General features: G+C 73.6%; 21 protein-coding genes and 2 pseudogenes. 14 read left to right on the top strand and 9 right to left on the bottom strand.

The features are described from left to right. The first annotated feature begins 130 nt into the window (after positions 1-130). Positions 131-889 (top strand): Bax inhibitor-1/YccA family protein, encoded by a 759-nt coding sequence (locus ACIBTV_RS18850; protein WP_396706452.1) that lies wholly within the window; start codon positions 131-133, stop codon positions 887-889. A 109-nt stretch (positions 890-998) separates the two neighbouring features. After that, a complete protein-coding gene (locus ACIBTV_RS18855; RefSeq protein WP_396706454.1) occupies positions 999-1,319 on the top strand; it encodes a hypothetical protein in 321 nt (106 codons plus the stop codon). Between the two features lie 10 nt (positions 1,320-1,329). Here the strand turns inward: ACIBTV_RS18855 and ACIBTV_RS18860 are convergent, their stop codons facing one another. The 3 genes and pseudogenes from ACIBTV_RS18860 to ACIBTV_RS18870 form a co-directional block, all read right to left on the bottom strand. Continuing rightward, entirely contained in the window at positions 1,330-2,592 is a 1,263-nt protein-coding gene (locus tag ACIBTV_RS18860) for an acetyl-CoA C-acetyltransferase (protein ID WP_396706455.1), read from the bottom strand. 100 nt (positions 2,593-2,692) lie between these two features. Beyond that, positions 2,693-3,496 (bottom strand): SGNH/GDSL hydrolase family protein, encoded by an 804-nt coding sequence (locus ACIBTV_RS18865; RefSeq protein WP_396706524.1) that lies wholly within the window; start codon positions 3,494-3,496, stop codon positions 2,693-2,695. Then, a pseudogene (locus ACIBTV_RS18870) lies at positions 3,485-4,545 on the bottom strand (SGNH/GDSL hydrolase family protein); the annotation flags it as partial. The pseudogene ACIBTV_RS18870 and the gene ACIBTV_RS18865, both read right to left, overlap by 12 nt. A gap of 157 nt (positions 4,546-4,702) precedes the next feature. Here ACIBTV_RS18870 and ACIBTV_RS18875 point away from each other — a divergent pair. Next, positions 4,703-5,059, top strand: a complete 357-nt coding sequence (locus ACIBTV_RS18875) for a YkvA family protein (RefSeq protein WP_396706457.1) — start codon at positions 4,703-4,705, stop codon at positions 5,057-5,059. Between the two features lie 80 nt (positions 5,060-5,139). Beyond that, entirely contained in the window at positions 5,140-6,510 is a 1,371-nt protein-coding gene (locus ACIBTV_RS18880) for a cystathionine beta-synthase (RefSeq protein WP_396706459.1), read from the top strand. Positions 6,511-6,663: 153 nt separating this feature from the next. On the opposite strand, the gene ACIBTV_RS18885 is transcribed toward ACIBTV_RS18880, so the two are convergent. The 4 genes from ACIBTV_RS18885 to ACIBTV_RS18900 all read right to left on the bottom strand — a co-directional run bounded on the left by ACIBTV_RS18885 (position 6,664) and on the right by ACIBTV_RS18900 (position 9,631). After that, entirely contained in the window at positions 6,664-7,173 is a 510-nt protein-coding gene (locus tag ACIBTV_RS18885) for a GNAT family N-acetyltransferase (RefSeq protein WP_396706460.1), read from the bottom strand. Further along, on the bottom strand, positions 7,170-8,099 hold the full coding sequence (locus ACIBTV_RS18890; RefSeq protein WP_396706462.1) for a ribonuclease Z: 930 nt from the start codon (positions 8,097-8,099) through the stop codon (positions 7,170-7,172). The genes ACIBTV_RS18885 and ACIBTV_RS18890 overlap by 4 nt, the downstream gene beginning before the upstream one ends. A gap of 370 nt (positions 8,100-8,469) precedes the next feature. Then, the gene (gene msrA / locus ACIBTV_RS18895; RefSeq protein WP_396706464.1) at positions 8,470-9,132 is read right to left on the bottom strand and encodes a peptide-methionine (S)-S-oxide reductase MsrA; all 663 of its coding nucleotides are present in this window, start codon (positions 9,130-9,132) and stop codon (positions 8,470-8,472) included. A gap of 88 nt (positions 9,133-9,220) precedes the next feature. Next, positions 9,221-9,631, bottom strand: a complete 411-nt coding sequence (locus ACIBTV_RS18900) for an HIT family protein (RefSeq protein WP_396706466.1) — start codon at positions 9,629-9,631, stop codon at positions 9,221-9,223. Between the two features lie 213 nt (positions 9,632-9,844). Between ACIBTV_RS18900 and ACIBTV_RS18905 the strand changes: the two genes are divergently transcribed. The 4 genes and pseudogenes from ACIBTV_RS18905 to ilvA form a co-directional block, all read left to right on the top strand. Continuing rightward, positions 9,845-10,987 (top strand): cystathionine gamma-synthase, encoded by a 1,143-nt coding sequence (locus tag ACIBTV_RS18905; protein ID WP_396706468.1) that lies wholly within the window; start codon positions 9,845-9,847, stop codon positions 10,985-10,987. Positions 10,988-11,003: 16 nt separating this feature from the next. Further along, complete coding sequence (locus tag ACIBTV_RS18910; RefSeq protein WP_396706470.1) at positions 11,004-12,413, top strand: amidase; 1,410 nt, start codon at positions 11,004-11,006, stop codon at positions 12,411-12,413. Between the two features lie 9 nt (positions 12,414-12,422). Beyond that, positions 12,423-13,370, top strand: a complete 948-nt coding sequence (locus ACIBTV_RS18915) for a DUF4328 domain-containing protein (protein WP_396706472.1) — start codon at positions 12,423-12,425, stop codon at positions 13,368-13,370. Next, a pseudogene (gene ilvA, locus ACIBTV_RS18920) lies at positions 13,367-14,581 on the top strand (threonine ammonia-lyase); the annotation flags it as partial. The gene ACIBTV_RS18915 and the pseudogene ilvA, both read left to right, overlap by 4 nt. 128 nt (positions 14,582-14,709) lie before the next feature. Here ilvA and greA read toward each other — a convergent pair. Beyond that, the gene (greA, locus tag ACIBTV_RS18925; protein ID WP_396706474.1) at positions 14,710-15,207 is read right to left on the bottom strand and encodes a transcription elongation factor GreA; all 498 of its coding nucleotides are present in this window, start codon (positions 15,205-15,207) and stop codon (positions 14,710-14,712) included. Positions 15,208-15,337: 130 nt separating this feature from the next. Further along, positions 15,338-15,775 carry a DUF4307 domain-containing protein gene (locus tag ACIBTV_RS18930; protein WP_396706477.1) on the bottom strand — a complete coding sequence of 146 codons (438 nt, stop codon included), beginning with the start codon at positions 15,773-15,775 and terminating at the stop codon, positions 15,338-15,340. 199 nt (positions 15,776-15,974) lie between these two features. Here ACIBTV_RS18930 and mca point away from each other — a divergent pair, with 199 nt between their 5' ends. The 6 genes from mca (at position 15,975) to purE (ending at position 23,848) form a co-directional block, all read left to right on the top strand. After that, positions 15,975-16,856, top strand: coding sequence for a mycothiol conjugate amidase Mca (mca, locus tag ACIBTV_RS18935; protein WP_396706478.1), 882 nt, complete (start codon positions 15,975-15,977; stop codon positions 16,854-16,856). A gap of 48 nt (positions 16,857-16,904) precedes the next feature. Beyond that, positions 16,905-17,198, top strand: coding sequence for a hypothetical protein (locus tag ACIBTV_RS18940; protein WP_396706480.1), 294 nt, complete (start codon positions 16,905-16,907; stop codon positions 17,196-17,198). Between the two features lie 230 nt (positions 17,199-17,428). Next, positions 17,429-19,909, top strand: coding sequence for a putative bifunctional diguanylate cyclase/phosphodiesterase (locus ACIBTV_RS18945; RefSeq protein WP_396706526.1), 2,481 nt, complete (start codon positions 17,429-17,431; stop codon positions 19,907-19,909). A 141-nt stretch (positions 19,910-20,050) separates the two neighbouring features. Further along, complete coding sequence (locus ACIBTV_RS18950) at positions 20,051-22,093, top strand: thioredoxin domain-containing protein (RefSeq protein WP_396706482.1); 2,043 nt, start codon at positions 20,051-20,053, stop codon at positions 22,091-22,093. A gap of 37 nt (positions 22,094-22,130) precedes the next feature. After that, positions 22,131-23,303 carry a 5-(carboxyamino)imidazole ribonucleotide synthase gene (locus tag ACIBTV_RS18955; RefSeq protein WP_396706484.1) on the top strand — a complete coding sequence of 391 codons (1,173 nt, stop codon included), beginning with the start codon at positions 22,131-22,133 and terminating at the stop codon, positions 23,301-23,303. Between the two features lie 53 nt (positions 23,304-23,356). Next, positions 23,357-23,848: a 5-(carboxyamino)imidazole ribonucleotide mutase gene (purE, locus tag ACIBTV_RS18960; RefSeq protein ID WP_396706486.1), complete on the top strand. Its 492-nt coding sequence runs from the start codon at positions 23,357-23,359 to the stop codon at positions 23,846-23,848. Positions 23,849-24,033 lie beyond the last annotated feature (185 nt).

Below are 24,033 nucleotides of genomic sequence, written 5' to 3' on the forward strand. Positions count from 1 at the left end.
CCGACCGTCGGCGCCCGTCCCCGCAGCGCGGGGGCGGGCGCTTCCGCGTCCGGGCCCCCGCGTTTTCCCGACGCCGCCCCACCCGCCGGTGCACAGTGACTGCGAGGGGTACGGCGGCGAGGGGGTGGCGGTGCGCAGTGCCAATCCGGTGCTGAACCGGCTCGACGAGACGACCCGGCTGGAGAGCCGGGTGCTCGGCGTCGCTGCCGCCGACGAGATGACCGTCGACGACGTGGTGGTCCGGACGGTCGGGCTGCTGCTGCTCACCGGCGCCACCGCGCTGCTGTCCTGGCTGTTCGTCCCCGAGGCGGCCTGGGTGCCGCTCGCGCTGGCCGGCAGCGCCCTGGCGGCCATCGCGCTGGTCCTGGTCATCTCGCTGCGCGCGATCACCAACCCGGTGCCGATGATCCTGTACGCGGTGGTCGAGGGGCTGCTGCTGGGCGTCGCCAGCCGGGCCTTCGAGCTGGTCTACCCGGGCATCGTGTCGCAGGCTGTGGCCGGGACGTTCGGCGTCTTCCTGGGCATGGCGCTGCTCTACCGGGCCAGGTTGGTCCGCGCGACGCCCCGGCTGGCCCGGCTGGTCATCGGCACCCTGCTCGGCATCGTCGCGATCAGCGTGGTGAACCTGGTCGTCTACCTGGTCACCGGTCGGCAGGGCGTGGAGATCTACAGCCTGACCGGGGAGGTGGGCGGGCTCGCGTACGTGGTGGCGGTGATCGCGATCATCGCGGGGGCGTTCAGCTTCATCCTCGACTTCGACCTCGTCGAGCGGTCGGTGCGGGCCGGCCGCCCCCGCCGGTACGCCTGGCTCTGCGCGTTCGGCATCCTCACCGGCCTGGTCTTCCTCTACTGGCAGTTGCTGCGACTGCTCAGCTACCTGCGCCGCTGATCGCCCCGGCGTGGGCCACCGCGCGGCGGAGCCGGCACACCGCAGGGGGAGGACCCGGCACACCGTCGGGCGGAGGAAGCGCCGGGCGGTCGCCGTACACTCGGCGGCGATGAGCGCAGCGGAACTGGACCGGGTCGTGCAGTTGCTGGTCCGTCAGGTCGGGCACTGGGAGCAACCACGGTGGGCGGCGGTCGCCACCGGCGGGAACGCGGCCCGTGGCGACCTCGTGCACCGTCTGGTGCAGGAGATCGCCAACCTCACCGCGGACGTCGAGGGCGAACCCCGGCGGACGGTGCCCCGGTTGACGAACGACCTGGCCCTGCCCGATCAGCTGCGGGTGGTCGCCGCGGACCTGGTGGGGGCGGGCGCGCCGCCCGAGGTGCTGGCCCGGGCCGCCGCCGAGGTGGCGGCGACCCGCGACGCGCTCTGACCCGGCCGGCTCAGCTCAGCCGCTCGATCACCATGGCCATGCCCTGGCCACCGCCGACGCACATGGTCTCCAGGCCGATGCTCTTGTCGTGCCACTCCAGGGCGTTGAGCAGGGTGCCCGTGATGCGGGCGCCGGTCATCCCGAACGGGTGGCCGACGGCGATCGCCCCGCCCATCACGTTGAGCTTCTCCAGCGGGATGTCCAGCTGTCGGTACGACGGGATGACCTGGGCGGCGAACGCCTCGTTGATCTCCACCAGGTCGACGTCGTCGATCGTCATGCCGGCGCGCCGGAGCGCCTGCCGGGACGCCTCCACGGGACCGAGGCCCATGATCTCCGGCGAGAGCGCGGTGACGCCGGTGGAGACGATCCGGGCCAGCGGCGTGATGCCCAGGTCGCGGGCGCGCTGGGCGCTCATCACCACGACCGCGGCGGCGCCGTCGTTGAGCGGGCAGCAGTTGCCGGCGGTGATCCGACCGTCCGGCCGGAACACCGGCTTCAGCCCGGCGACGCCCTCCAGGGTGACCCCGGCCCGCGGGCCGTCGTCGGCGCTGACCACGGTGCCGTCCGGGGTGGTGACCGGGGTGATCTCGCGGGCCCAGAAGCCGTCCGCGATCGCCTTCTCGGCCAGGTTCTGGCTGCGTACGCCGAACTCGTCCATGTCGGCGCGGCTCACGTCGTGGACCTGGGCCAGGTTCTCGGCGGTCTGGCCCATAGCCAGGTAGATGTCGGGCAGCTCGCCGGCGTCGCGCGGGTCGGTCCACACCTCGGCGCCGCCCTGCGCGCGGGCCTTCGAGCGGTCCCGGGCGGCGGTGAACCGGGGGTTCTCCCAACCGCCGCCGACCAGCGCCTGCGCCTCCGGCGGCAGGCCGTCGGAGCTGCCCCGCGCGTAGCGGGAGACGGTCTCGACGCCGGCGGAGATGAAGACGTCGCCCTCACCGGCCCGGATGGCGTGCATCGCCATCCGGGTGGTCTGGAGCGAGGAGGCGCAGTAGCGGGTGAGGGTAGCGCCGGGCAGGCCGTCGAGGCCCATCAGCGTGGCCACCACGCGGGCCATGTTGAAGCCCTGCTCGCCGCCGGGCAGGCCGCAGCCGAGGTAGAGGTCGTCGATCTCGCGCGGGTCGAGCTGGGGCACCTTGTCCAGCGCGGCCTGGACGATGGTCGCGGCGAGATCGTCGGGGCGTACGTCGCGGAGGGACCCCTTGTGGGCCCGGCCGATGGGGGAGCGGGCGGTGGCGACGATGACGGCGTCGCGGGACGACTCGGTCGACATGACCTCACGTTAACCCGTCAGTAACAAGGCGCGGAAGCCACGAGCCGGGCGGGAAATGTCACCCGCCCCGGGGTGCTCGGCACCCGCGCCGCCGTGGCGGTCAGCGCCGGGAGGCCACGGCCGCCGCGGCGGCGACCTCGGGCAGCAGCGCGTGCGCCCACACCCGGTAGCCGTCGGCCGAGGGGTGGAAGCCGTCGTGGCAGAGGGTGCCCGCGTCCGCGCGGAACACCGGACCGGTCTCGGTGCCCAGGTCGACCACGGAGCCGCCGGCGTCCAGCACGGCGGTCGTCTGGGCGCGGGCGACGCGCCGCCCCGACCAGGCGACGAGCTGACGCAGCGGCGGGGCGATCGCGCGGACGGCCCCCAGGTCCGGGCAGGTGCCCACCACGACCTCGACGCCCGCCTCGCGCAGGCGGTGCACGGCCGCGCCCAGGTAGGCCGCCGCGTCGGCGGCGCGGCGCATCCCGGTGGCGTCGTTGGCGCCGATCAGAATCAGGGCGACGTCGGGACGGTCGCCCAGCAGGGCCCGGGCCACCTGGGTGGCGAGGTCCGTCGAGCGGGAGCCGGACACACCCACGCTGGACAGGTGCACGAGACGCCCGGTGGGGCCCTCGGCGAGCAGGCCGGCCAGCTGACCGCCGATCGTGTCCTCCAGGCGGTCGACCCCGACGCCGAGGGCGGACGAGTCGCCGAGCAGGACGAGCCGCAGCGCGGGCGCGCCCGCCCGACCGATGGTGGCACGCAGGGCCAGCCCCAGCTCCGGCTGGGCGTAGCGCCGGTGCCGGGCGACGAACGCCTCACCGGCGAGGACCGCGGCACCACCGACCGTGCCGGCGATCAGGGAGAGCGCCGCCGCCCGACCGAGCCGGCCGGCGAGCCTCGTGGCGATGTCCTGCTCGCTCATGCCAGTCCCTCCACTGTGGGTGAGTCGGTCGCGGTGCCGGACTGCGGCACGCTGCCGACGCCGAAGAACGCCCGCCGGCGCAGCTGCGCCCACCGGCCGGCCGGGCCGTGGTCACGGCCGCGGACCTGGGCACCGCTGACCTCCGTGCCGGCGTGCCGGGCCGCCTCCTGCGCGGCCTCCGGCAGCGACCGTACGCCCTGACCCGGTGCGGCCGCTGCCCGCCGTTCCTGGCCGGCGCCGAGCGCGGACAGCACGGTGGGCAGCATCGCGGCGGCGGCGACCGCGTAGCCCTCGGCCGAGGGGTGGAACCGGTCCCAGGCGAACATGCGGGCCGGCTCGGCCGCGAACCGGGGACCGAGCAGGTCGCCGAGGGACACCGTCCAGCCGCCGGCCTCGACCACGCCCAACGTCTGCGCGGCGGCGAGCTGGCGGCTCCAGCGCCGGGCCAGCCACCGCAGCGGCGGTTGGATGGGCCGGATCGCCCCGAGGTCGGGGCAGGTGCCGACGACGACCTCGCAGCCGGCGGCGCGCAGCGTGCGGACCGCCTCGACCAGGTAGCGCACCGCCAGCGCCGGCGGGGTGCGGTTGGTGACGTCGTTGCCGCCGATGAGGATCACCGCGATGTCCGGCCGGCACTCCAGGGCCGCCTCGACCTGGTGCCGGAGGACCGCGGAGATCGCGCCGACGACGGCGAAGCGGTGCAGGCGCACCGGCCGCTGCGTCCGGCGGGACAGCCCCGTGGCGAGCAGCGCGCCCGGCGTCTCCCGGCGGCGGTGCACCCCGTAGCCGGCGGCCGAGGAGTCGCCGAGCACGACCATGGTGAGTGGCGCACCGGTGAACTTCGCGCCGTAGACGCCGTCGCAGCGGGGCGGGGGAGCCTCCGCCATGGGGATCGTGCGGCGCGCCTGGCGGGCCTGGCCGAGCAGCACACCGGCGGTCGCCACGTAGGCCGCCGCGCCGGCGCCCACGCCGATCGCGGCCAGGCGGGCCACCCGCCGGGCGCGCTGCCAGCGCGAACCAAACGGTACGACGGAACCGGCCACCCCCATACCGCCACGGTATCGCGCCGGCCCGACACGCCGCTGTCGTCGTACGGCTGAGGGTGCCTGGCGCGAGGCCCGGCTGGGTACCTCTTCCCCGGTGGTCCCGAGCGCCCGGAGGGGCTTGCGCCGGGACGCCACGCTGTCCCCCGGAGAGGAGCGCGACATGGGGAAGACCTTGAAGCGGAGTGCCGCCTTCGCGGCTCTGGCGCGGGCCCTGGCCACCGGGGCGCGCGGCGGGCCGTCCCTGGGCACCCGACTGGCGGCGTTGCCCCGGATGATCCGGGCCACCGCGCGCGGCGAGTACGACGGCGGCCTCCGACTGGCGCTGATGACCGCGGCGACGGCGTACATCGTCTCGCCGTTCGACCTGCTCCCGGAGATCCCGTTGGCGATCTTCGGGCTGGCCGACGACGCGGTCATGGTCACCTGGCTGGCCGGCAGCGTGCTGGCCGAGACCGAGCGCTTCCTGGAGTGGGAGGCGCGTCGGGACTCCGTCATCCCCGGGCGTGTGGTGCCCTGACGGCACGTACCCTGGGCTGGAATCCCCGAACCGTCTGCCCGGCCGCCCGTCGCCGGCGCCCAGGAGAAGGACACAACCAGGTGCAGTACTACGACAACGTCGTCGACCTGATCGGCAACACCCCTCTGGTGCGGCTGCGCAACGTCACGGCCGGCATCCAGGCCACCGTGCTGGCGAAGGTGGAATACCTGAACCCGGGCGGTTCGGTGAAGGACCGGATCGCCCTGCGCATGGTGGAGGACGCCGAGAAGGCCGGCATCCTCAAGCCGGGTGGCACCATCGTCGAGCCGACCAGCGGCAACACCGGCGTCGGGCTGGCCCTGGTGGCCCAGCTCAAGGGCTACAAGTGCGTGTTCGTCTGCCCGGACAAGGTCAGCCAGGACAAGCAGGACGTGCTGCGGGCGTACGGGGCCGAGGTGGTGGTCTGCCCCACGGCGGTCGCCCCGGAGGACCCGCGCTCCTACTACAACGTCTCCGACCGGCTGGCCCGGGAGATCCCCGGCGCGTGGAAGCCCAACCAGTACAGCCACCCGGCCAACCCGCGCTCCCACTACGAGACCACCGGCCCGGAGCTGTGGAAGCAGACCGAGGGTGAAATCACCCACTTCGTGGCGGGCGTGGGCACCGGCGGCACCATCTCCGGGATCGGCCGCTACCTGAAGGAGGCCTCCGACGGGCGGGTGCGGGTGATCGGCGCCGACCCGGAGGGCTCGGTCTACTCCGGCGGCACCGGCCGGCCCTACCTCGTCGAGGGCGTCGGCGAGGACTTCTGGCCGGAGACGTACGACCGGGGCATCGCCGACGAGATCGTGGAGGTCTCCGACAAGGCGTCGTTCGAGATGACCCGGCGGCTGGCCCGCGAGGAGGGGCTGCTCGTCGGCGGCTCCTGCGGGATGGCAGTGGTGGCCGCGCTGGAGGTGGCCCGTAAGGCCGGGCCGGACGACGTGGTCGTCGTGCTGCTGCCGGACGGCGGCCGGGGCTACCTCTCCAAGATCTTCAACGACCAGTGGATGGCCCGGTACGGCTTCCTCGACAACTCCGGCACCGAGCCGACGGTGGCCGACGCGCTGGCCAGCAAGCCGGGCGGGCTGCCGGAGCTGGTGCACGTGCACCCGACCGAGACGGTCCGCGACGCGATCGACTACATGCGCGAGTACGGCGTCTCCCAGCTGCCCGTGCTCAAGGCCGAGCCGCCGGTGGTCACCGGCGAGGTGGCCGGGTCGATCGCGGAGCGGGACCTGCTGGACGCGCTCTTCACCGGTCAGGCGCACCTGCACGACACGATCGAGCGGCACATGGGCGCCCCGCTGCCGATGATCGGCGGCGGGCAGCCGGTGAGCGAGGCGGTCGGCCTGCTGGAGAAGTCCGACGCCGCGCTGGTGCTCGTCGACGGCAAGCCCAAGGGTGTGCTCACCCGGCAGGACCTGCTGGCCCACCTCGGCGCCAACTGACGACGAACGACCGGGCCCCGGCGGACGCGACCGCGTCTTCCGGGGCCCGTCGCCGTCCGGGCCGGCCGAGCCGCGGCCGGTGCGGCACCGCCGCCTGGGCGGGCCAGCTCGGTCGGCGCGGCCACCACGTCGACGAAGGCGCTGAGCGAACGCCTACAGCGGTCGGGTGTAGCGCAGCTGGACGGTGAGCGCCGAGCCGATCCGGTCCTCCCGCCGCACCCCGGCCGTCGACCAGCCGCCCCGCTCGTAGAAGCGCCGCGCGTGATCGTTCTCGGCGAGCACCCAGAGCGCCGCCCGCCGCCAGCCCCGTTCCCGCATCGTCGTCAACGCGTCGACCATCAGCTCCCGGCCCACGCCGCGCCCCCGCTCCGCCGGGTCGAGGTGGATGGCGTGCAGCAGGCCGGTCGACGGGTCGCCCTCGTCGTCCGGACCGACGTAGCTGAAGCCGACCAGCCGGTCCTCGCGTTCGGCGACGGTCATCAGGTGGTCGTCCCGCTCCCAGCCCCACCGGTCGACCCAGTACTGACCCATCACCTCCGGCGTCGGGTCGGCCAGAGCCTGCGCCGGCAGGAACGACGAGTAGGCGGCGACGCGGGAACGCTGGTGCAGCGCCCCGACCGCCCGGAGGTCGTCGGCGGTCGCCCGGCGCAGTGAGACGGTCACGCGGGCGAGGCTACCCGCCGGGGCGGCACCTGGACGGTGGTGAGGTCCTCGGCGATCACCAACTCCCCGTCGAAGTGCGCGCGGGCCTCGTCGTGGAACCGGCGCGGGTCGGCGTACCGCTGAGAGAAGTGGGTGAGCACGAGCCGGCGTACGCCCGACTCGCTCGCCACCCGCGCGGCCTGCGCGGCGGTGAGGTGGCCGACCTCGGCGGCGAGCGCCGCCTCGGACTCCAGGAAGGTCGACTCGATGACGAGCAGGTCGGCGTGCTCGGCCAGGGCGTAGACCGCGTCGCAGAGGCCGGTGTCCATCACGAAGGCGAACCGCTGCCCCGGCCGCGGGACGCTCACCTCGTCGCGGGTCACCCGGCGCCCGTCGACGTCCAGGTGGCCGACGCGGATCAGCTCCCCGACGGCCGGGCCGGCGATGCCGTACGCGGCCAGCCGCTCCGGCAGCATCCGGCAGCCGTCCGGCTCGACCAGCCGATAGCCGTACGTCTCGATGGGGTGCCGCAGCCGGCGGGCCTCCAGCGTGCCGCAGCCCAGCGCGATCCGCTGCCCGTCCGCCTCGATCGGCTCGACGAGCAGCTCGGCGGTCTCGTGGAAGCTGGTCGCGTGCCGCAGCCGGGCGAAGTATTCGGCGCCGCCGGCGGGGAAGTGCACCGCCACCGGGTGCGGCACGCGGTCCAGGGAGAGCCGCTGGATGGTGCCCGGCAGGCCGAGGCAGTGGTCGCCGTGGAAGTGGGTGACGCAGATCCGGGTCAGGTCGGTCGCCGTCACGGTGGTGTGCAGCAGTTGCCGTTGGCTGCCCTCACCCGGGTCGAAGAGGATCACCTCGTCGTCCCAGCGCAGCACGTAACCGTTGTGGTTGCGCTGCCGGGTCGGTGCCTGGCTGGCCGTCCCGAGCACCACCAGCTCGCGCATCGACACGGCGGGCTCCTCCGGTGCATATGAAGCGACCCCCGGGGTGTCCGCGCTCGCGCGCGGGCCGGCTGGACTTTGGCCGGCACCCCGGGGGTCGGGTGGCTGTCGTGGTTTCGCCGCACCGCTGCCACACGGTCTCGACGATGGTGCCTGTGCCCGCCTCGCGGCGGACGTGAATCACTGTCGAGGACAGCGGCTAGCGGACAGCCACCTCACGAGTCCGATTGCTATACAAGTCTGGACCACCTCCTTTCCCGTGTACCGCCACGCTATCGAGTCGCCTCGCGGGCCGGCAACGGATTTCGATCACATCGCATCCGGGAATGCGCGTCGCCCGCGGCGCGGGCCGCGGGCGACGGAAGTGGTGCGGGCGGGTTCAGCCGGCGGTGCGGGCCACGCCCACCGGGCAGCTCAGCCCGTTCGGGCCGTGGTTGCAGTAGCCGTTCGGGTTCTTCGTGGGCGCCAGGTACTGCTGGTGATAGTCCTCGGCAAGGTAGTAGCTGCCGAGCCGGTCGATCTCCGTGGTGATCTCACCCTTGCCGGCGCGGGCCACGATCGGGGCGAACGCGTCCCGGGAGGCGGTCGCGGTGGCCAGCTGCTCGTCCGTGGTGGCGTAGATCGCCGACCGGTACTGGGTGCCCACGTCGTTGCCCTGGCGCATGCCCTGGGTCGGGTCGTGGTTCTCCCAGAAGACCTTCAGCAGGTCCTCGTACGTGATCTTCGTGGGGTCGTAGACCACCTGGACGGCCTCGGCGTGCCCGGTCATCCCCGAGCAGACCTCCTCGTAGGTCGGGTTCGGCGTGTAGCCGCCCGCGTAACCGGCGGAGGTGGTGATCACCCCGGGGAGGGTCCAGAACAGCCGCTCAGCGCCCCAGAAACAGCCCATGCCGAAGACGGCGACCTGGCTGCCCTCGGGGAACGGGCCCTTCAGCGGGGTGCCCAGCACCTCGTGGCGGTCGGCGACCGGCATCGCGATCAGGCGGCCCGGCAGGGCCTGGTCGGGAGCGATCATCTCGGCCTTCATGCGGCGAAGGAACACGGTGGGACTCCTCTCGTGGCTTCCAGGCTGTGCAACACCGCCGGGTCACCCATCCTTACCCGCCCCACGCCCACCCAGGCAGGCCGCGTCAGAGCGCTTCCGCCACCCGGGTCGCGTACGCCGTCGCCTCGGCGTCGTCCGTGTAGCGGGTGCGGGGCCAGAAGAAGCCGCGCAGGCCGTCGCCCTTCGTCCGGGGCACGACATGGGTGTGCAGGTGCGGGACGGACTGGGACACCTTGTTGTTCATCGCCACGAACGTCCCACCGGTCCCCAGACCGGACTCGACGGCCACCGCGAGCCGCCGCACCAGCCCGAAGTAGCCGGCGAGCGAGCCCGGCGGCAGGTCGGCGAGGGTCACCAGATGGGCACGCGGCACGACCAGGACGTGGCCCTTGAACACCGGCCGGGTGTCCAGGAACGCCACCCCGTCGGGCTCGTCCGCGACCCGGAACGCCGGCACCTCACCCGCGACGATCCCGCAGAACACACACCCGGCCACCCGCCCCAGGGTAGTGGGGAGCGCCAGGTGGGCAGCCCCTCGGGCGTGGAGGGGGTTGGATGCTGTCGAGCTGCCCCAGAGATGGGGCGCCCCACTTATGGGGCAGCTCGACAGGACGCGAGCGGTCCACCGCCGCTGCCGGTCCGAGCGCCGGCTCGACCCACCCTCCGGGTTCCCCGCACCCGGGCGGGGTGGCGGACTAACGTCTCGGGAATGAACCACGGCTTCGAGACGCTCGCCATCCACGCCGGTCAGGACCCCGAGGCCCGCACCGGCGCGGTGATCCCACCTATCTACCAGACCAGCACGTACGCGCAGGACGCCGTCGGGTCGCCGCGGCTCGGCTACGAGTACAGCCGCTCCGGCAACCCGACCCGCGACGCGCTCCAGGAGTGCCTGGCCGCGCTGGAGGGCGGGCCGGTCGGGCTGGCCTTCGCCAGCGGGCTCGCCGCCGAGGACACGTTGCTGCGGACGGTCTGCAAGCCCGGCGACCACGTGGTGATCCCCGACGACGCCTACGGCGGCACCTACCGCCTGTTCGCCCGCGTGGTGCAGCGGTGGGGGCTCGACTTCACCCCGGCCAAGGTCTCCGACCCGGCCGCGATCCGGGCCGCCGTCGTTCCCGGCCGCACGAAGATCGTCTGGGTGGAGACGCCCACCAATCCGCTGCTCGGCATCGCCGACATCGCCGCGCTGGCCGCCGTCGCGCACGACGCGGGCGCCCTGCTGGTGGTCGACAACACCTTCGCGTCACCGTACCTGCAGCAGCCGATCGCGCACGGCGCCGACGTGGTGGTGCACTCGACGACCAAGTACATCGGCGGTCACTCCGACGTGGTCGGTGGCGCGCTGATCGCCGCGGACGCCGGGCTCGGTGAGGAGCTGCGCTACCACCAGAACGCGATGGGCGCGATCAACGGGCCGTTCGACGCCTGGCTCACCCTGCGCGGGATCAAGACCCTGGGCGTACGCATGGACCGGCACTGCGACAACGCGGAGCGGCTGGCCGCGTACCTCGACGGGCACGCGAAGGTCGCGGAGGTGATCTACCCGGGCCTGCCGTCGCACCCGGGTCACGAGGTGGCCGCCAAGCAGATGCGCCGCTTCGGCGGCATGATCTCGTTCCGGGCCGCCGGTGGCGAGGAGCACGCCGTCGAGATCTGCAACCGGGCGAAGCTCTTCGTGCTCGCCGAGTCGCTCGGTGGCGTCGAATCCCTGATCGAGCACCCGGGTCGCATGACACACGCAAGTGCTGCCGGCTCGCCGCTTGAAGTACCCGGCGATCTCGTGCGACTGTCTGTCGGCATCGAGACGGTCGACGACCTGCTCGCCGATCTGGAGCAGGCGCTGGGCTGACCGCTGTCTGGGGAGGGTGGCCGTGCAGGACATCATGCCGACCTGGGTCGGGGCGACCGCCAAACAGATCGCCCGCGGCGTACGGCGGGGGGACGTCTCCGCCACCCAGGTCGTCGCGGACCACCTCGACCACATCGCCCGGGCCGACGCCGACCTCGCCGCGTTCCGCGCGGTCCGCGGCGGTGAGGCGATCACCGAGGCGGAGAAGGTCGACGAGCAGGAGGACCTGGCCAACCTCCCACTGGCCGGTGTGCCGGTGGCGGTGAAGGAGAACACTCCCGTCGCCGGCCTGCCCACCTGGAACGGGTCGGCCGCGGTGCGTACGCCGGTCGCCGAGGCCGACCACGAGGTGGTCCGACGGCTGCGCGGTGCAGGGGCGGTGATCCTCGGGGTGACCCGGATGCCGGAGCTCGGCCTCTGGGCCCTCACCGACGACGACACCGCCGTCACCCGTAACCCCTGGGACCTCCGGCGTACGCCGGGTGGCTCCTCGGGTGGCGCGGCGGCGGCGGTCGCCGCGGGCCTGGTGCCGATCGCGCACGGCAACGACGGCCTCGGCTCCATCCGGATCCCGGCGGCCTGCTGCGGTCTCGTCGGCCTCAAGCCCGGCGGGGGCGTCGTTCCGCGCCAGCTCGGCGCGGACGACTGGTTCGGCCTCGTCGAGCACGGCATGCTCACCACGACGGTCGCCGACGCGGCGGTCGGTTTCTCGGTGCTCGCCGGGCGGCGCCCGGAGAAGTTGGTGCCGCCGCAGCGGCTGCGGGTGGGCGTCTCGCTCCGTTCGCCGGTGCGCGGCGTGTCCCCGGACGCCCCGAACCGGGACGCCGTCGCCACCGCCGGACGACTGCTCGCGGCGGCCGGCCACGACACCGTGCCGGCCGATCCGGTCTATCCGACGAAGCTCGGCCTGCAGGGGATCGCCACCTGGTTCGCCGCGGCGGCCGCCGACGTCCAGGCCGGCGGCGTCGTGCGGCGCGACCTGCAGAAGCGCAGCCGCCGGCACGTCGCGTTGGGCGAGTGGGCGCAGCGACGCGGCTACGTGCGGGAGGCCGACCGGGCCGCCTGGCGGGAGCGCTCCGTCGGGTTCTTCACCGACCACTCGGTGGACCTGCTGCTCACCCCGGCGCTGGCCGGCGCGCCGCCGGAGGCGCTCGCCTGGTCCGGCCGCTCCTGGCGGGCCAACATGGCGGCCAACATCCGGTACGCCCCCTTCGCGGCGCCGTGGAACGTCGCCGGGCTTCCGTCGATCGTGGTGCCGGTGGGCCGGCGCCCGGACGGGCTGCCGGTGGCCGTGCAGTTGGTCGGGCCGCCCGGCTCGGAGCTGCTGCTGCTCGGCGTCGCGGGGCAGTTCGAGATGGCCGCCCCGTGGGCGCGGCACGCCCCCGGCTACCCGCGGGTCGGAACGGGGTCGCCGGCCGTCGCATGATCGTCTAGCGTGTGCGCGCCGACACACGTACGGGGGATCATCATGCGCTGCCAGACCTGCGGGGACGCCACCTCGCCAACCGCCGACGATTGCCAGAGCTGCCACACCCCGGTCGGGCAGCCGGCCGTGACGCCGGGCCTGCCGACGTACCCGGTGCGGGGCCTCGGCCTGGCCGCCTCGATCGCGGTCGGCGCGACCACTGTCTTCTTCCTGCTGCAGTACCTCTTCCCGGTCTACGCCCGGGGACTGATCGAGCAGGCCGCGGCCGATCGGGACGCCGACCGGCTCTTCGCCGTGGTGCTCGCCGAGGTGGCGCTCTCCGTGCCGTTCTCGATCGCCATCCTGACCGCCGGCGTCCTGGTGATCATCTGGACCTGGCGGGCCCGGAAGAACACCGACGCCTTCCCGGGCGCGCTGCCGGCAACGGGTGCCGGCTGGGCGATCGCCGGCTGGCTGGTGCCGTTCGCCAACTTCGTGGTGCCCGCCGTGGTGGTCGGGGGCATCGCCCGGGACAGCGTCCGCCGCAGCGCCGGTGGGCTGGTCGGTCTCTGGTGGATCGCCTGGCTGGTCTTCAGCGTCGGCGAGCGGGTGGTCAGCGTGAAGAACGAGTTGGCCGCCGCCGCGCTGCCGGAATCGCCGAGCACCGCCGCCGATTTCCAGGCGTGGGTGGACGCGTACCAGCGGCAGATCGGTCGGGGCGTGGTCCCGGCGGTGGCCTGCGTGGTGGCCGCGGCCGCGTTCATCGTGCTGGTCACGTGGATCTCCACCGGGCAGCAGGAGCGCATCGCGCGGGCCGTCCCCGCCTGGCCGGTCGTGCCGGGAATGATGATGTACCCGGGCGGTCCCGGGCTGCCCCCGCAGCAGTCGGTCACGGCGCCGTCGCCGCAGGTGGCGGCCGACCCGACGGTGGCGTCGCCGCCGGTCGCGCCACCGCCGGGTGGCACGATCGGGGCATGACGGAACTGGTCGGTCTCGCCGACGTACAGGCCGCGCGGGAGCTGCTCGCCGGCGTCACCCGGACGACCCCGCTGGAGCCCTCCCGACCGTTGAGCGCGGTGCTGGGCGGTCCGGCGTGGTTGAAGTGTGAGAACGTGCAGCGGGCGGGCTCCTACAAGGTGCGCGGCGCGTACGTGCGGATCTCCCGGCTGTCGGCGGAGGAGCGCGAGCGGGGCGTGGTGGCGGCGAGTGCCGGCAACCACGCCCAGGGGGTCGCGCTCGCCGCCGGCCTGGTCGGCACGCACGCCACGGTCTTCATGCCGGTGAACGCGCCGCTGCCGAAGGTGGCGGCCACCAAGGGGTACGGCGCGCAGGTCGAGCTGGTCGGCAACACGGTGGACGAGTCGCTGGTCGCGGCGCAGACCTACGCCGAGCGGACCGGGGCGATCTTCATCCACCCCTTCGACCATCGGGACGTGATCGCCGGTCAGGGCACCGTGGCGCTGGAGATCCTGGAGCAGTGCCCGGACGTGAAGACCATCATCACCGGCGTGGGCGGCGGCGGGCTGGTGTCCGGGATCGCGGTGGCCGCGAAGGCGCTGCGCCCGGACGTACGCGTCATCGGGGTGCAGGCGGCCAGCGCGGCCGCCTACCCTCCCTCGCTGCTCGCCGGGGAGCCGGTGCGCCTGCCGGCGTTCAGCACGATCGCCGACGGCATCGCGGTCGGCCGGCCGGGCGACATCACCTTCACCCACGTCAGCAAGCTGGTGGACGACGTGGTGACGGTCAGCGAGGAGGACATCTCCCGGGCCCTGCTGATGCTGCTGGAACGCGGCAAGCAGGTGGTGGAGCCGGCCGGCGCGGTGGGTGTCGCGGCGCTGCTGGCCGGGGTGGTGGAGGTGGAGGCGCCGGTCGTCGCGGTGCTCTCCGGCGGCAACATCGACCCGCTGCTGATGCTGCGGGTGATCGAGCACGGGCTCGCCGCCGCCGGACGCTACCTGCGGTTCACCGTGCGCTGCTCGGACCGGCCCGGTCAGCTCGCCTCGCTGCTCGGCGAGATCGCCGAGCACCGGGCGAACGTCGTGGACGTGGAGCACCAGCGGGCCAACCCGCACCTGCACCTCGGTGAGGTGGAGGTGGCGCTGTCGGTGGAGACCCGCGGCGTCGAGCACTCGGACACGCTGATCAGCGCCCTGCGGGCCAGCGGCTACCAGGTGGTCTTCGCGGGCGAGGGGGGGGGCCCGGGGGGGGGGCCCCCCCCCCCCGGGGGGGGGGGGGGGGGGGGGGGGGGCCCCGGGGGGGGGCCCCCCCCCCGCCACGGGTGGTGCGGTGGGCCGGGGTCGTCGCCCCGGCCGCCGGCTCAGCCGGAGAACGGCTCGAAGCTGACCACGGTCACCTTGATGTCGGCGCCGCTGGGCGCCGTGTAGGTGCAGGTCTGCCCCGCCCGACCGCCGAGGATGGCCTTGCCGAGGGCCGACTCGGGGCTGTAGACCGTCAGGTCGGTGGTGGACGCGATCTCCCGCGAGCCGAGCAGGAACGTCTCGGTGTCGTTCTGGTCGTCGTCGAAGTAGATCGTCACGACCATCCCCGGGGACACCGCGTCGGCGGTCGGCGCCTCGCCGACCTTGGCGGTGCGCAGCAGCTCCTGGAGGTAGCGAATGCGACCCTCCGCCTTGCCCTGCTCCTCGCGGGCCGCGTGGTAGCCGCCGTTCTCCCGCAGGTCGCCCTCTTCGCGCCGAGCGTTGATCTCGGCGGCGATGACCGGACGGTTGGCGATGTGCTCGTCGAGCTCGGCCTTCAGTCGGTCGTACGCGTCCTGGGACAGCCAGGTGGCGGGCGCCTCGTTGCCAGTGGACACAGGCGTTCTCCTCGAATGTGCGTGGCTGACGACAGGTGTGAAGTTCCAAGTTACCAGTGTGGTACGACACGCAGGTGGCGTCGATCACCACCCGGGCGGGGTGGCCGCCACGGGCGGCGCAGCGCGTGGCTCAGCCGGGCGGCCGGCAGCGCAGGACCTCGCCGATGAAGGGGCGGCCGGTGGTCGCCAGCACGTGCTCGACGGTGAGGTGCCGCTCGCCGGCTGGCGCGGTCACGGTGACCTGTTCCCGGGCGACCTCGGCGCCGGACCGGTCGCGGGCGCGCAGGAGGCAGACCGCCGAGCCGCCCTCGGGCACGGTCACCCGGAACTCGACCCGGACCCGGCTGTCGGTGATGTCCGTGTAGGTCACCACCTGGGCGTCGTAGTTCGGGTCGCCGTACTGCTGGTAGAGCCGGACCGCCATGACGGTCAGGACGGCCGCCAACGCGGTCAGCGCCAGCACCGCCAGCACGGTGGGCCGACGTCCGCCCGGCTCCCGGCGACGGCCGTACCGCCCGGGCGGGAAGACCGGCGCTTCCGGGGTAATTGTGGCGTGCGTCTCGCTCACCGGCGGGTATCTCCTGGCGTGGTTGTCGGTGGCATCGGCAAGAATGGCAGGGTCCATCCTCCCAGCCCGGCTCCGGGTCAAGCATGGCAGGTCGCCCGTCGGCGCCGACCGCCGTCACCACACGGAGCCGCCGCGAGGTGAGGATTCCGGCAGGTCGGCCGGCCGGCCAGCGGGCCGATCCAGACGAGGAGTGCCGAAGGTGGCAGAACAGTTGCGTCTCATGGCCGTCCACGCCCACCCGGACGACGAGTCCAGCAAGGGCGCCGCGACCACGGCGAAATACGTCGCCGAAGGGGTGGACGTCCTGGTCGTGACGTGCACCGGGGGTGAGCGCGGCAGCGTGCTCAACCCCAAGCTCGACCAGCCCGAGGTCTGGGCGAACATCGCCGACATCCGCCGCGCCGAGATGGACGCCGCCCGGGCGATCCTCGGCATCGAGCAGGCCTGGCTCGGCTTCGTCGACTCGGGGCTGCCCGAGGGCGACCCGCTGCCGCCGCTGCCCGAGGGGTGCTTCGCCCTGCAGGACGTCGAGGTGGCCGCCGGCCCGCTGGTGCGGCTGATGCGCCAGTTCCGTCCGCACGTCGTGACCACCTACGACGAGGAGGGCGGCTACCCGCACCCCGACCACATCATGTGCCACAAGGTGAGCGTGGCGGCCTTCGAGGCCGCGGGTGACCCGCAGCGCTACCCGGAGTTGGGCGAGCCGTGGCAGCCGCTGAAGCTCTACTACGACATCGGCTTCTCCAAGGGCAAGATCATGGCCCTGCACGAGGCGATGCTCGCCGCCGGCCTGGAGTCGCCCTACCGGGATTGGCTCACCCGCTGGGAGGACCGCCCCGACAAGGGCCCCCGGATCACCACCCGGGTCGAGTGCGCCGAATACTTCCCGGTCCGCGACGACGCGCTGCGCGCGCACGCCACGCAGGTCGACCCGGACGGCTTCTGGTTCCAGGTGCCGATGGACCTGCAGCAGCGTGCCTGGCCGACGGAGGACTACCAGTTGGCGCGCTCGATGGTGGACAGCCCGCTGCCCGAGTCCGACCTCTTCGCCGGTGTGCGCGAGACGGCGCATGCCCGCTGATCTGGCGCGGCGCTACGCTGGTCACCAGTCGCACACCGGAGGAACGCCATGCTGACCGCTGCACAGGTGCTCGCGGAGAACAACTTCGGGGACACCCGCACGGGTGGCCTGGCTGGGCCGATGGGCCTGTTCCTGATCCTGGTGCTGGGCACCGCCACCGTTCTGCTGATCCGCAACATGAACGCCCGGCTCCGCCGGCTGCCGGACCGGTTCCCCGCGCCAGGGCTGCCGACGGAGGCCGGACGGACGGACGCGGGAGTCACCGATCCGACAGACGGGACCGGAGCGGTGGATTCATCCTCTGACTCTCCCAACGCGCGCCAGCAGCACCGGAACGGCTAGTCCGCGCATGAATCACGCCCAACCCGGTGGTCGCCCCCTGTTGCGACCACCGGGTTTGGCTTAGCCTTCCGCCGGGGGGACCAAAAGTCCCCGAGCCGTGCGCGGGAGGGGGCGCCGATGACCGTCACAGCAGCGGCGACCCACCGCACCCTCGCACGGCCGGCGCACGGAGCAGGTCGGTGACCTCCGGCAGGGCCGGCGATCAGGTCGATCGGCCGGGAGTCCGTGGCGTGCCGCCCCGGGTGCTGGGCCTCACCGCCGCGGTCACCCTCACCGCCCTCATCGCGGCCGTGGTCGGGCTGACCCTGCCGGCCGGGCTCCCGGTCGACGATCCCCTTCCCCCGCCGGCGCGCTACGCCATCGCCGTCGCGGTGCTCGCCCTCGCCCAGCTCGCCCGGCTGCGGTTCCGCGCCGCCGCGGGCGTGGTGAGCATCAGCTGGGGCGAGGCGGCGCTGATCATCTGTCTCTACCTGGTGCCCGCGGGCTGGCTCCCCTCCGCGACCCTGCTCGGCGCCGGGCTGGCCTGGACCGCGCTGTCGCTGGGCGGCGAACGCCGCCCGGCGCTGGAGATCGTCCGGATCGCCGCGTCGTTGGCCGCCGCGTCCGGGCTCGCCGTGTCGGTGACCACCGCGCTCGGGCGGCCGTTGCTGGCCGCGCCCACGCCGGCGCTGGCCGGCGCCCTGGTCGCCGGCTCGGTGACCTACCTGCTCGTCACGGCCTGGCTCGGTGGGGTCACGCTCGGTCTGCGACACGGGGTGCCGATCGGGCCGCCGCTGCTCGCGGCGCTGCGCGGCAAGTGGCTGATGTTCGTCGGCAACGTCGCGGTGGGCCTGCTCGTGGTGGTGCTGCTGGAGATCGACCCGCGCTGGCTGCTGCTGCTCCCGCCGCCGCTCTGGCTGCTCCAGCAGACCTACCGGCACCGGCTGCGCGTCGACCAGGAGCGCCGGACCTGGCGCGCGTTCGCCGACGCCACCGCCGCGCTCAACCAGCTCGACGAGCGGGGGGTGGCCACGGCTGCGGTGACCGGCGCGCTCACGCTGTTCCAAGCCGAGCTGGTCGAGGTGGATGTGGCGCGCGGCGACGGCCGCTGGCGGCGCTACCGCGGCGATCCCGCCGGCGGCCTGGTCGACCGGGAGATCGCCGAGCCCGCCGCCGACGAGCCGGACGAGCACGAGCTGGTGCGTCCGCTCACCGTCGGGGCCGTGCCGGTCGGCCGGCTCCGGGTGCGGTTCCCCCGGTGCGCGCCCCCCGGCGGTCGCGAGCGGGACGCGCTCGCCGCGTTCGGTGAGGCGCTGGCCGCCGCGCTGCACGACGCGGCAACGCATCGTGAGCTGCGGCTGGTCACCGCCCGTTCGTCGTACGAGGCGGTGCACGACCCGCTCACCGGCCTGGTCAACCGGGTGGCCCTGCTGAGCAAGGGGGATCAGGCGCTGCGGCAGCTCGCGCACGACCACCCGGTGGCGTTGCTGCTGCTCGACATCGACCAGTTCCGCGAGGTCAACGACACGTTGGGCCATGCCGCCGGTGACCAGTTGCTGCGGCTGACCGCCAACCGGCTCGGCGCGCTGGCCCGCAACGGTGACCTGCTCGCGCGGCTCGGCGGCGACGAGTTCGCGCTACTGCTGACGTCGGTGCCGGTGATCGGCGGCCGGAGCGCCCCGATGGCGTACGCGCTGCGTCAGGCTCGTGAGATCGCCGAGCGGCTGGCCGCGCCGACCGAGGTCGCCGGGGTGCGCATGTCGGTCGAGGTGTCCGTCGGCGTGGTGGTGGCCGACGCGGGCACCGCCGACCTGACCGAGCTGCTGCGCCGGGCCGACATCGCCATGTACCAGGCCAAGGAGGGCGGCGGCAGCGTCGCCCCGTACGACAGCACCCGCGACGCCGCCAGCACCGACCAGTTGGCGCTGCTGGCCGAGCTGCGCGAGGCGCTCACGGTCGACGACCAGCTGGTGCTGGCGTTGCAGCCGGCGGTCGACCTGACCACCGGCGCGCCGACCGGTGTGGAGGCCCTGATCCGGTGGCGTCACCCGCGGCGCGGCTGGCTGAGCCCGGTGGACTTCATCCGCCCGGTGGAGAACAGCGAGCAGCTCGGCACGTTCACCCGGTACGTGCTGGACAAGGCGCTGCGGGTGGCCGCCGACTGGGCCCGCGCGGGGCTGGACATCCCCATCTCGGTCAACCTGTCCGCGCGGAGCCTGCTCGACCCGCGGCTGCCGACGGAGATCGCGGAGGCGCTGCGCCGGCACAAGGTGCCGCCCCACCGGCTGGTTCTGGAGATCACCGAGACGGTGGTCATGAGCGAGCTGGAGGTCATCGACGAGGTGCTCGCCACGCTCCGGTCGATGGGCGTGCAGCTCGCGGTGGACGACTTCGGCACCGGTTTCTCGTCGTTGACCTTCCTCACCCGGATCGCCGTGGACGAGCTCAAGGTGGACCGCTCCTTCGTGATCCGGATGGTCGACTCCCCCGAGGCGGCGGCGATCGTCCGCACCACCGTCGGTTTGGCGCACGAGCTGGGGCTGCGGGTGGTGGCCGAGGGCGTGGAGACCGCCGAGCAGCGCTCCGCGCTGGCCGAGCTGGGCTGCACGGCGGCGCAGGGCTACCACTTCTTCAAGCCGATGCCCGCCGACAAGATCGGCGCGGTGCTCGGCACCCTCCTCGACGAGGCCCGCCCCAACGTCTTCCCCCTCCGAGCCGACGGCGCCTCCTGACCCACCCCCGCGCCGCGCCGCCCACCCCGCCGCCGCGAGGGGCGCGTTGATCATGAAGTTGGTGCGCCGACACGCCGGTGTGGGTGGCGATAACTTCATGATCAACAGGATCGGGGTGGGCGGGGTGGTTATGGTCGTCGGGTGAATCGACTCGCCGACGCGACCTCGCCGTACCTGCTTCAGCACGCCGACAACCCGGTCGACTGGTGGTTGTGGTGCGAGGAGGCGTTCGCCGAGGCCCGGCGGCGGGACGTGCCGGTGATCATCTCGGTGGGTTACGCGGCGTGCCACTGGTGTCACGTCATGGCGCACGAGTCCTTCGAGGACGAGTCGGTGGCCGCGCTGATGAACGCCGACTTCGTGTCGGTCAAGGTGGACCGGGAGGAGCGCCCCGACGTCGACGCGGTCTACATGACGGCGACGCAGGCGATGACCGGTCAGGGCGGCTGGCCGATGACCGTGTTCGCGACCCCCGACGGCACGCCGTTCTTCTGCGGCACCTACTTCCCGAAGCCGAACTTCGTCCGCCTGCTCCAGTCGGTCACCACCGCCTGGCGGGACCAGCGCGACGCCGTCCTCCAGCAGGGCGCCGCAGTGGTCGAGGCGATCGGCGGCGCCCAGGCCGTCGGCGGGCCCACCGCGCCGCTGGAGCCGTCGCTGCTCGACGCCGCGGCCACCCAACTGGCCCAGGAGTACGACGAGACGAACGGCGGCTTCGGCGGGGCTCCGAAGTTCCCGCCGCACATGAATCTGCTGTTCCTGCTCCGGCACCACCAGCGCACCGGCTCGGAGCGGAGCCTGGAGATCGTCCGGCACACCGCCGAGGCGATGGCGCGGGGCGGCATCTACGACCAGTTGGCCGGCGGCTTCGCCCGCTACTCCGTGGACGGCCACTGGACCGTGCCGCACTTCGAGAAGATGCTCTACGACAACGCGTTGCTGCTACGGACGTACACGCAGCTGTGGCGGCTCACCGGCGACCGGCTGGCCCGACGGGTGGCCCGGGACACGGCCCGGTTCCTCGCCGACGAGCTGCACCGACCCGGCGAGGGTTTCGCGTCCGCGCTGGACGCCGACACCGCGGGCGTCGAGGGCCTCACCTACGTCTGGACGCCGACGCAGCTCGTCGAGGCGCTGGGCGAGGAGGACGGCCGCTTCGCCGCCGACCTGTTCGGGGTGACCGACTCCGGGACCTTTGAGCACGGCGCCAGCGTGCTGCGGCTGGCCCGGGACGTGGACGACGCCGACCCGGTGGTGCGCCGTCGCTGGCAGGAGGTCGTGGTGCGGCTGCTGGCCGCCCGGGACACCCGGCCCCAGCCCGCCCGCGACGACAAGGTCGTGGCCGCCTGGAACGGGCTGGCGATCACCGCCATCGCCGAGTTCCAGCAGGTCGCCGCCCTTTACGCTAGCCCCGACGACGAGGACGCCAACCTGATGGACGGCGTGCTCATCGTGACCGACGGCGCGATGCGGGACGCCGCCGAGCACCTGGCCCGCGTCCATCTCGTCGACGGGCGGCTGCGCCGCGTCTCGCGGGACAAGGTCGTGGGGGAGCCGGCCGGCGTGCTGGAGGACTACGGCTGCGTGGCCGAGGCGTTCTGCGCGATGCACCAGCTCACCGGCGAGGGGCGCTGGCTGGAGCTGGCCGGCCGGCTGCTGGCCGTCGCGTTGGAGCGTTTCGCCGCGCCGGACGGCGGGTTCTACGACACCGCCGACGACGCCGAGCGGCTGGTCACCCGGCCGGCGGACCCGACCGACAACGCCACCCCGTCCGGCCGCTCGGCGGTCGTCGCCGCGCTGGTGACGTACGCGGCGCTCACCGGGGAGACCCGCTACCGGGAGGCGGCCGAGAAGGCGCTCGGCACGGTGGCCCCGATCGTCGCCCGGCACGCGCGTTTCACCGGGTACGCGGCGATGGTCGGCGAGGCGCTGCTCTCCGGCCCGTACGAGATCGCCGTGGTCACCGAGGAGCCCGTCGGCGACCCGCTGCTCGCGGCGGCCCACCGGCACGCCCCACCCGGGGCGGTGGTCGTGGCGGGCCGTACCGACCAGCCGGGGGTGCCGCTGCTCGCGGACCGCCCGATGGTCGACGGGCGGCCCGCCGCGTACGTCTGCCGGGGTTTCGTCTGCGAACGGCCCGTCACCGACGTGGCTGACCTGGTCGGGCAGCTCGGCGGCCGGTAGCGGACCGTCCCGCGGGCCCCGATAGGCTGGCGCAGCTATGGATTCTCGGACGGGTCTGCCCGTTGTCGGCATGGTGGGCGGTGGCCAGCTGGCCCGGATGACCCACCAGGCCGCGATCGCCCTCGGTCAGTCGCTGCGCGTCCTCGCGCTCGCCCCGGACGACGGTGCCGCGCTGGTCGCCGCCGACGTCCAGTACGGCGACCACACCGACCTCTCCGCGTTGCGCACCTTCGCCAAGGGCTGTGACGTGGTCACCTTCGACCACGAGCACGTCCCCAACGAGCACATCCGCACGCTCGCGGCGGAGGGCGTGACGCTCTACCCGCCGGCCGACGCCCTGCGCTACGCCCAGGACAAGCGCGCGATGCGGGAGCGGCTCACCGAGCTGGGCGCCCCGGTGCCGGCCTGGCGACCGGTCGCGGGGCCCGACGACCTGATCACGTTCGGCACCGAGGTCGGCTGGCCGGTGGTGCTCAAGGCCGCCCGTGGCGGCTACGACGGGCGGGGCGTCTGGATGGTGACCGACGCCACCCACGCCGCCGAGTTGGCCGCCACGCTGCTGGCCGGGGGCACCGAGCTGATCGTCGAGGAGCGGGTGCCGCTGCGGCGGGAGCTGGCGGTGCAGGTGGCCCGCTCGCCGTTCGGTCAGGTCGCCGCCTACCCGGTCGTGGAGACCGTCCAGGTCGACGGCATCTGTGTCGAGGTGCTGGCCCCGGCACCGGACCTGCCCGAGGAGCTGGCGCTGGCCGCCCAGCAGCTCGCCATCGACCTGGCCACCTCGCTGGGCGTGGTGGGCCTGCTGGCCGTGGAGCTGTTCGAGGTCGCCGACGGTGACCGCAGCCGGGTCATCGTCAACGAGCTGGCCATGCGCCCGCACAACTCCGGGCACTGGACCATCGAGGGGGCCCGGACCTCACAGTTCGAGCAGCACCTGCGGGCCGTGCTCGACTACCCGATGGGCGACACCTCGCTCGCCGCGCCGGTGGTCGTGATGGCGAACGTGCTCGGTGGCGAGCCGGGTGGGATCACCATCGACGAGCGGCTGCACCACCTCTTCGCCGCGGAACCGGGCGCCAAGGTGCACCTCTACGGCAAGCAGGTCCGTCCGGGCCGCAAGATCGGGCACGTCACGGTGCTCGGCGACGACCTGGACGACGTACGGGCGCGGGCGGCGCGGGCCGCTCGCTGGCTTCGGGAGGGGCACGAGTGAGCGCGAGGAGTGAGCTTGCGAGCCCCGCAGTCGCGAACGAAGGGAAGCCACGAGTGACCACCGTCGGGCTCATCATGGGCAGCGACTCGGACTGGCCGACCATGAAGGCCGCCGCCGAGGTTCTCGACGAATTCGGGGTGGCCTACGAGGTGAGCGTCGTCTCCGCGCACCGCACCCCGGTCAAGATGATCGAGTACGGGCGCACCGCCGCCGACCGTGGCCTCCAGGTGATCATCGCCGGGGCGGGCGGCGCGGCGGCCCTGCCGGGCATGGTCGCCTCGGTCACCCCGCTGCCGGTGATCGGTGTCCCGGTGCCCCTCAAGCACCTGGACGGCATGGACTCGCTGCTCTCCATCGTGCAGATGCCCGCCGGCATCCCGGTCGCCACCGTGGCGATCGGCAACGCCCGCAACGCGGGCCTGCTCGCCGTACGCATCCTCGCCGCAGCCGACGCGGAGCTGCGCGCCCGCATGGTCGCCTACCAGGAGGACCTGGAGAAGCTGGTCGCCGAGAAGGAAGCCGCCCTACAAGCCTCCCTTGCCTGACCCCACCCCGCCGCCCCACGGGGAGCGCGGGCCCCCGCCCCGGCCTCCGGCCCTCGCCGCCTCGCGTGGAGTCCCCGGCGATCTTGCACTTTCGGCCCCGGTATGTGGCATTCATGCCATTTGTCCGGGCAGAAACTGCAAGATCGCCGAGGCTGGGCGGCCCACAGCGCGCGGAGATCGTGCGG

The organism is Micromonospora sp. NPDC049366, from assembly GCF_044466625.1.
In the GTDB taxonomy this organism is placed as follows: Bacteria; Actinomycetota; Actinomycetes; order Mycobacteriales; family Micromonosporaceae; genus Micromonospora.

Coding starts and splice junctions, on each gene's coding strand:
- ACIBTV_RS18940 (WP_396706480.1), top strand. CDS start 16,905: ATGCTGACCGCTGCACAGGTGCTCGCGGAGAACAACTTCGGGGACACC.
- ACIBTV_RS18875 (WP_396706457.1), top strand. CDS start 4,703: ATGGGGAAGACCTTGAAGCGGAGTGCCGCCTTCGCGGCTCTGGCGCGG.
- ACIBTV_RS18955 (WP_396706484.1), top strand. CDS start 22,131: ATGGATTCTCGGACGGGTCTGCCCGTTGTCGGCATGGTGGGCGGTGGC.
- ACIBTV_RS18860 (WP_396706455.1), bottom strand. CDS start 2,592: ATGTCGACCGAGTCGTCCCGCGACGCCGTCATCGTCGCCACCGCCCGC.
- ACIBTV_RS18855 (WP_396706454.1), top strand. CDS start 999: ATGAGCGCAGCGGAACTGGACCGGGTCGTGCAGTTGCTGGTCCGTCAG.
- ACIBTV_RS18905 (WP_396706468.1), top strand. CDS start 9,845: ATGAACCACGGCTTCGAGACGCTCGCCATCCACGCCGGTCAGGACCCC.
- ACIBTV_RS18865 (WP_396706524.1), bottom strand. CDS start 3,496: ATGAGCGAGCAGGACATCGCCACGAGGCTCGCCGGCCGGCTCGGTCGG.